This window comes from Rhodococcus sp. Q1 (genome assembly GCF_004153645.1).
Classification (GTDB): domain Bacteria; phylum Actinomycetota; class Actinomycetes; order Mycobacteriales; family Mycobacteriaceae; genus Rhodococcus; species Rhodococcus gordoniae.
In genome coordinates this window covers 100975-107355 of sequence record NZ_SDMJ01000010.1, presented here as the reverse complement: position 1 = coordinate 107355, position 6381 = coordinate 100975, and the positions used below count along the sequence as shown (strand labels likewise).

The 6381-nt window shown below is 66.6% G+C and carries 4 protein-coding genes and 3 pseudogenes; 5 read left to right on the top strand and 2 right to left on the bottom strand.

Annotated features, from left to right (window positions below):
• Positions 1 to 379 precede the first annotated feature (379 nt).
• Positions 380 to 2048, top strand: a pseudogene (locus EQ874_RS21065) (DHA2 family efflux MFS transporter permease subunit).
• A 32-nt stretch (positions 2049 to 2080) separates the two neighbouring features.
• Here EQ874_RS21065 and EQ874_RS21060 read toward each other — a convergent pair.
• A pseudogene (locus EQ874_RS21060) lies at positions 2081 to 2575 on the bottom strand (response regulator transcription factor).
• A 97-nt stretch (positions 2576 to 2672) separates the two neighbouring features.
• Positions 2673 to 2747: pseudogene (locus EQ874_RS23435) on the bottom strand (hypothetical protein); the annotation flags it as partial.
• Between the two features lie 27 nt (positions 2748 to 2774).
• On the opposite strand from EQ874_RS23435, the gene EQ874_RS23430 reads away from it, so the two are divergent.
• The 4 genes from EQ874_RS23430 to EQ874_RS21040 all read left to right on the top strand — a co-directional run bounded on the left by EQ874_RS23430 (position 2775) and on the right by EQ874_RS21040 (position 6297).
• Entirely contained in the window at positions 2775 to 2993 is a 219-nt protein-coding gene (locus EQ874_RS23430; protein ID WP_347400879.1) for a hypothetical protein, read from the top strand.
• A 579-nt stretch (positions 2994 to 3572) separates the two neighbouring features.
• Positions 3573 to 4640, top strand: a complete 1068-nt coding sequence (locus EQ874_RS21050; RefSeq protein WP_129978040.1) for an ABC transporter permease — start codon at positions 3573 to 3575, stop codon at positions 4638 to 4640.
• A 31-nt stretch (positions 4641 to 4671) separates the two neighbouring features.
• Positions 4672 to 5370, top strand: coding sequence for an ABC transporter ATP-binding protein (locus tag EQ874_RS21045; protein ID WP_129978039.1), 699 nt, complete (start codon positions 4672 to 4674; stop codon positions 5368 to 5370).
• Between the two features lie 156 nt (positions 5371 to 5526).
• Complete coding sequence (locus EQ874_RS21040; RefSeq protein ID WP_207213600.1) at positions 5527 to 6297, top strand: hypothetical protein; 771 nt, start codon at positions 5527 to 5529, stop codon at positions 6295 to 6297.
• The last annotated feature ends 84 nt before the right edge of the window (positions 6298 to 6381 follow it).

The following is a 6381-nucleotide window of genomic DNA, read 5'->3' as shown; positions in this document are numbered from 1 at the left end:
GACTTCACTCATTCAGTTGTTGCGACACTCCTGCTGGCACCATCTCGGTTCAAGATCACTTTCGAAACACGGCCTAGGTGAGGGTATGGCTCGGATCGAGGCGCTCATTGCGGCGGTGGGCCAACGTCGATTGGTGCAGTCAACTGTTCGTCCCCGGCGAGCGAAACGCATGAGCCGCAGGAATACTGGGCGGGATCGGTGCAGCTCTCGGACTCGCCGCGTTCTTCGGGGCCGGCGGAACGGCCAGCCGAGTTGCCGGCCCGGGCCCGGCTCGCCCTGCGTCAGCAGGAGCAGCGGCTCGTGGAGTGGTCGTCTCCCGGCGATTCGTTAAGTCTTTCGATGGATGTCGACAGCGGTGGCGCTCGCTAGCCTTCATGACATGACGAGCGACCCACACGCCTCCGGCGGCGACGTGTCCGCTGCCGTCCAGCACCGTCCTCCGCCCGGCCGCTGGTGGGCGCTGGTGGTGTTAGCTGTCGGCCTGGCACTCATCGTCATGGACGGCACCATCGTCGCGGTCTCGTTGCCGACGATCATCGACGACCTGCACCTGGACTTGACCGACGCGCAGTGGGTGAATTCGCTGTACTCGGTGGTGCTGGCAGCGCTGCTGCTCACCTCCGGCAGTCTCGGCGACCGCATCGGCCGACGCCGAATGTTCATTCTCGGCATCGTGCTGTTCGTCGCCGGCAGTCTGTGGGCTGCCACTGCGGGAGACGCTGCCGCACTGAACAGTGCGCGTGTCCTCCAAGGCGTCGGCGGCGCCTGCATCCTGCCGTCCACGCTGTCCACGGTCAACGACATGTTCCGCGGTAAGGACCGAGCGGCCGCGTTCGGGGTGTGGGGCGCGGTGATCTCTGGCGCCGCGGCTCTAGGACCACTCCTGGGCGGCTGGCTCACCAGCACCTTCACGTGGGAGTGGATCTTCCTGGTCAACGTTCCCATCGGGGCGCTGCTGGTAGTAGCCGCACTCATCGCAGTCCCCGAAACTACTTCCCCGGTGAAGCGTCGGGGCTACGATGTCGACGGTTTGCTGCTGAGCGCGACCGGTTTCGGCGCACTGGTTTTCGCGGTGATCGAGGGCAACACACTCGGCTGGTGGAAACCGCTGAGCGACCTGAATGTGTTCGGCCTGACGTGGTCACAGGAGATGCCGATATCGATCGTGCCGGTACTGCTGGCGATCTCTCTGGCGGTGCTGGTCACCTTCGGATTCTGGGAACGACACCGCGCGCGCGTGCGGCGGTCGGCCCTGCTGGATCTGAATCTGTTCTTCACACCTACGTTCAGTTGGGGCAACGTGGCGGCGATGATGATCGCAGTCGGGGAGTTCGGGCTCATCTTCGTGCTGCCGCTGTATCTGATCAACGCGGTGGGACTGAGCACCATGTGCGCCGGGTACGTACTCGCGGCGATGGCAGTCGGCGCATTCGTCTCCGGTGCCCTGGCGCGGCACCTGGCGGCGCGTCTCGGCGCCGCAGGCACCGTGTTGGTGGGTGTGGCGCTCGAGGTGATCGGTGTGCTGGTGCTCGCGTTTACCGTCCATCCCCGACTCGTCCCCGGTGCAGATCAGCGGTGTACTGATGATCTACGGCGTCGGTCTCGGATTCGCGTCGGCGCAGCTGACCAGCACCGTGCTGCGGGATATCCCGGCAGCGGCGTCCGGTCAGGGGTCGGCGACACAGAGCACGGTACGACAGGTCGGAGCCGCATTCGGTGCAGCGGTCGCCGGGTCGGTGCTGTCGATCGCGCTGGCCCACAATCTCGCGCAGGTGACCGGGCCGGCCGCGCAATTCGCCGAGGCCACTCGGACGTCCGCGGGCGGAGTGATCGCAGGACTACGCACACGCGGTGAAGAGGACATCGCGCAGACCCTCTCGGGTGAGTTCAGCGACGCCACACAGTGGACGCTGATCGCGACCTCCGGCTTCCTGCTCCTGGGACTGCTCGCGGCGATCGTCGTCTGGTGGGTCTCGCGCCGGACACCGGACGCCCGCACGGGTGATCCTGCCGATGACGCGGGCCATGACAAGATCTCCGTCGAGTGAGGTTCGGCCCCTCCGCACCGCCTGACCGGCGGTCAGATGATCAAGCCCCGTTCGCGTGCCACGACCACCGCGGCGGTGCGGTTGTCGACGGCCAGTTCGGTGAAGGCGTGCACCAGATCCGATCCGACGGTGGCTTCGCTGACGAAGAGCTGCCTGGCGATCGCCCGGTTCGTCAGGCCTTCGGCCACGAATGAGAGCACTTCGATCTCCCGGACGCTGAGACCGGCGCGGGCTGTTGCATGCGGTGGTAGAGACGCTTGTCCACGTCGGGTTCGAGGACGGTCTCGCCGCGAGCGGCGGCGAACACCGATTCGATGAGCACGTGCGGGTCGGTGTCCTCGAGCAGGCAGCTGGCCGTAGATCCATGAGCACCACGTCAGGTTTCGATGCCGGCGCCGCCGCGACGGCTTCCTCTCCCCAGGCGGCCTCGGCCCACCACGACGAGGCCCTCGTGCAAGGCCAGCAGCGTACGTAGCCGGGCGCGCGACCGGATGGTCGTCGACGAGCAGTACCCGTACCGCGCTCATCGGACCCGCCCCGCGGGGAGTGCAGCGGCGCGGCTTCGAGGGCGGCGGGTGCGAGGGCGTCGACCACCTGTCGTGCTTCGACGAGGTTCTGCTGGGCGGTGTCCGCGATCCGGGTGAAGATCGCGACCGGGTCGGCGGGGCCACGCTCTCCTGCGCGGGAGAGAAGGAGGATCGATGAAAATCCCTGCGCCAGAGTGTCGTGGATGTCGCGGGCGAGCCGGGACCGTTCGGCCAGCGCGCCGGCTTCTCGTTGCAGGGCTACCAGTTCGTCTTGTGCCCCGAGCAGTTCGCGGTGTGCCTCGGTGAGCTCGTCCACCAGTCGCTGTCGTTGCGCGGACCGGCGCACCAGCTGCTGATAGATCATCGCCATGCCGGCGGCGGCCAACGCCCCGAAGATCGGCCCGATGATCGACGCTGACGTGTTCGTCGTGCCGTGCCACATCGTCGCCGCGAGGGCGGCCGCGGTCAGTGCACTGGTCACGACCAGCGCCGTCGGAGTCGCAAGGAGGGGGAAGCAGAGGAAGAACAGGGTGAACGCCAGCCAGACGAAGTTGGCGTCCGCCACGACGAGCGCCACCCAACCGAGCACGAGTATTCCGAGCCAGATCTGTCCCAGCCGACGCTCTCTGGGCTCGCCGTTCTCGAGGCCTCTGCGCCGCACGGACCAGATCCCGCACAGGTACCACGCCGCCACCGCCGCGGCGAGTGGCACAACGAGGGCGAGGTGGGCGCTGACGGCGACGGCACGCCCGGTACCCACTGCCAGGATCAGGAAGAACAACAGGTGTGCGCCTGATTGCATGGCGCGGAGCACCGGTTCGGCACCGGCCGGATGAGGCACGTCAGGTGTTCGTAGATCACTCGTGAACACCGAGCTCACGCTAACAGCGGCTCACTGCCTTCCCTCGAATCCGTCGCCGAGTCCCACTTCCGATGGATCGGAGAACCCAACCGATACTCGATGTCTCCACCTCCTCTTTTCGCGACGCTGGAATACATGTTCCTCAGCATCCGTGATCTCCGCTTCGCCAAGGGTCGGTTCGCCATCATGAGCTCGGCCCTGTTCCTCATCTCGCTGATGGTCGTCATGCTGTCCGGGCTGACCTCCGGCCTCGGCAATCAGTCCATCGCCGCGATCAAGAATCTCGGCGCCGACCACTTCGCCTTCGGAGCACCGGCCGAGGGCCAGGGGGTCTCGTTCGCCGAATCGATCGTGACGACCCGCCAGCAGGCCGAACTCGAAGCCAGGCACGGGGTGGACGCGGCGGCGATCATCGGTATCGCGCCGACCCGGGTCGGCGTTGACGGCAGGGAAGTCGCCGTCTCCGCCTTCGGTGTCGACGGACGTTCCTTCGCCGCCCCGGTCGCACTCGCCGGCGGTGAAGTCGCTGTCGATGCCGACCTGGCCAAGGACAACGGATGGGCGACCGGAACCCAGATCACAATGAGCGGAACGCCGTTCACGATCGCAGCTGTAGTCGACGACTCGTTCTACAGCCACCAGCCGGTGGTCTGGATGGACCACGACGCGTGGGCGGCGCTGCCGTCGGCCGGCGGGAGCGAGGGCAGCGTGGTCGCGCTGCGGACCTCGGACGGTTTCGACGCCGGCGCGGCCGCTGCCGCCACGGGAACCGAGATCACCGACCAGGACGGGGCGCTCGATGCGATCGGCTCCTACACCTCCGAGCGCGGATCGCTGTTGCTGATGCAGGCGATGTTGATGATCGTCAGCGCCCTGGTGGTCGGCGCCTTCTTCACCGTGTGGACCATTCAGCGCAGCCAGGACCTCGCCGTCCTCAAAGCTGTCGGCGCCTCCACCCGCTACCTGGTCAAGGACGCGCTCGGCCAGAGCCTGATCGTGCTCGTGCTCGGCGCCGGACTGGGCACCCTGGCCGCACTCGGAGTGGGAACGATCGCCGCGCAGGTGGTTCCGTTCACGCTTGCGGTCTCGACCACTGTCGTTCCGTTCCTGATCCTCGTCGCGATGGGCATGATCGGCGCGGCTGCCTCTCTGGCGCGCATCGTCAAGATCGTTCCCCTCACCGCCCTCGCTGCCGTCCGATAAGCCGCTCCCGAAGCCGAAAGGACATCCGAACATGAGCATCTCCTTGAAGGACGTCGTCCTCACCTACCCCGACGGTGACGAGCGTCTGCGCGCCCTCGACGACGTGGACTTCGAAGTCGGTTGCGGCGAATTCGTGGCCGTGACCGGTCCTTCCGGATCAGGCAAGTCGAGCCTGCTCGCCGTCGCCGGATTGCTCACCACTCCCGATTCGGGCCGTGTCGTCATCGACGGTCAGGACGTGACGGGACAGAGCCGCGACCAGTGCACCGCTGTGCGGCGCGAGAAGCTCGGCTTCGTGTTCCAGCAGTCGAACCTGCTCCCCTCGTTGACCGCCGTCGAGCAGCTGCAGATGATGACCCACCTCGCCGGCGGGTCGGTCCGCGACAGCCGAGCGCGCGCCGCGGACCTGTTGTGCTCGCTCGGTCTCGAGCAGCAGCTCGATCGGCGTCCCCACCAGCTGTCGGGCGGACAGCGCCAGCGTGTCGCGATTGCGCGTGGGCTGATCAACGACCCCTCGGTGTTGCTGGTCGACGAACCGACCTCGGCACTCGACGAGGCCCGTAGCCGCGAGATCGTCGGTCTGCTCGCGGAACTGAGCCGCGACCGGAACGTGGCCACGGTGATGGTCACCCATGACCTGAGTCAGCTGATCCCCGTCGACCGCGCCTATGGAATGCGCAGCGGAGCGCTGCTTCCCACCTACAGCCGTCTTTCCACGCCGGCGTCCTGAGGCGCAGCGGCGACTACCTTCAGGACCATCGGGCCCCGCCGCGGCGGGGCCCGATGGCCGTTGTTCGTCGAGCACGGAATCGGCGTTCGGGCAATGTAATCGGATTCTCACACGGTGCGCAGTTCGAGGAACCGGCGCCGAACGAAAACAGGGGCTGTGGCATTGCGAGCGATATTCGAGTCGGCTTTCGACATCACCTATCTACTGACGATCTTCACGCTCGGCGTACTCATCTTGCGCGGCGGGCCTGCGCGCCGGGGCGAGCTGCCGGCGCAACTGGCGGGCTGGACCGCGATCGTTCTCGGCTTCGGCGACTCGTTCCACCTGCTCGCCCGGGTGTGGGCATTGAACACCACCGGCGTCGAGGCCCACCATGTTTCCCTCGGCTACGGCAAGCTGGTCACCGCGCTGACCATGACGGCCTTCTACGTGCTGGTCTATCTGCTCATCCTGCGACGCTGGCCGACCGCACGAGAAACGCGCACCGAAGGCACCTATCGGCCGTTGGGACCGAGCCCGGTGATGAGCATTGTCGTGTATACGGCGGCCATCGTGCACGTGCTGCTGGTCCTGTTGCCGCAGAACGACATATTCAGCGCAGACCCGCCGTTGTCGTGGGGGATCATCCGCAACATCCCCTTCCTCGTCCTCGGCGTGGCCATCATTGGCGCGTTGTGGGTCCGTGCTCGGGGCGACGCCTTCTACCGCTTCGCTTGGCCGGCGGTGACTCTCTCGTTCGGGTTCTACCTCCCCGTTGTGCTGTGGGCACAGCAGAACGAGACCGTCGGCCTGTTGATGATCCCGAAGACGCTCGCCTACGTCTGGCTGGTGGTCATGGGCTATCGCGCGTTCGCCGGCAAGCACAACAGCGATCCTGACGACGCGCTGCGCGCTGCTGGTACCACCACCCCGACAGAGCGCGCATAGCAAACGCACCGTTTTGTCGCCTCGTCCCTCACGACGCTCGATCGACGGGCAGGGCGGAGGAGGAGGAAGGGCATCACGAAGCAG

Excerpts from the sequence above, each read along its gene's own strand:
- EQ874_RS21050 (WP_129978040.1), top strand. The coding sequence starts at position 3,573 with ATGTTCCTCAGCATCCGTGATCTCCGCTTCGCCAAGGGTCGGTTCGCC.
- EQ874_RS21045 (WP_129978039.1), top strand. The coding sequence starts at position 4,672 with ATGAGCATCTCCTTGAAGGACGTCGTCCTCACCTACCCCGACGGTGAC.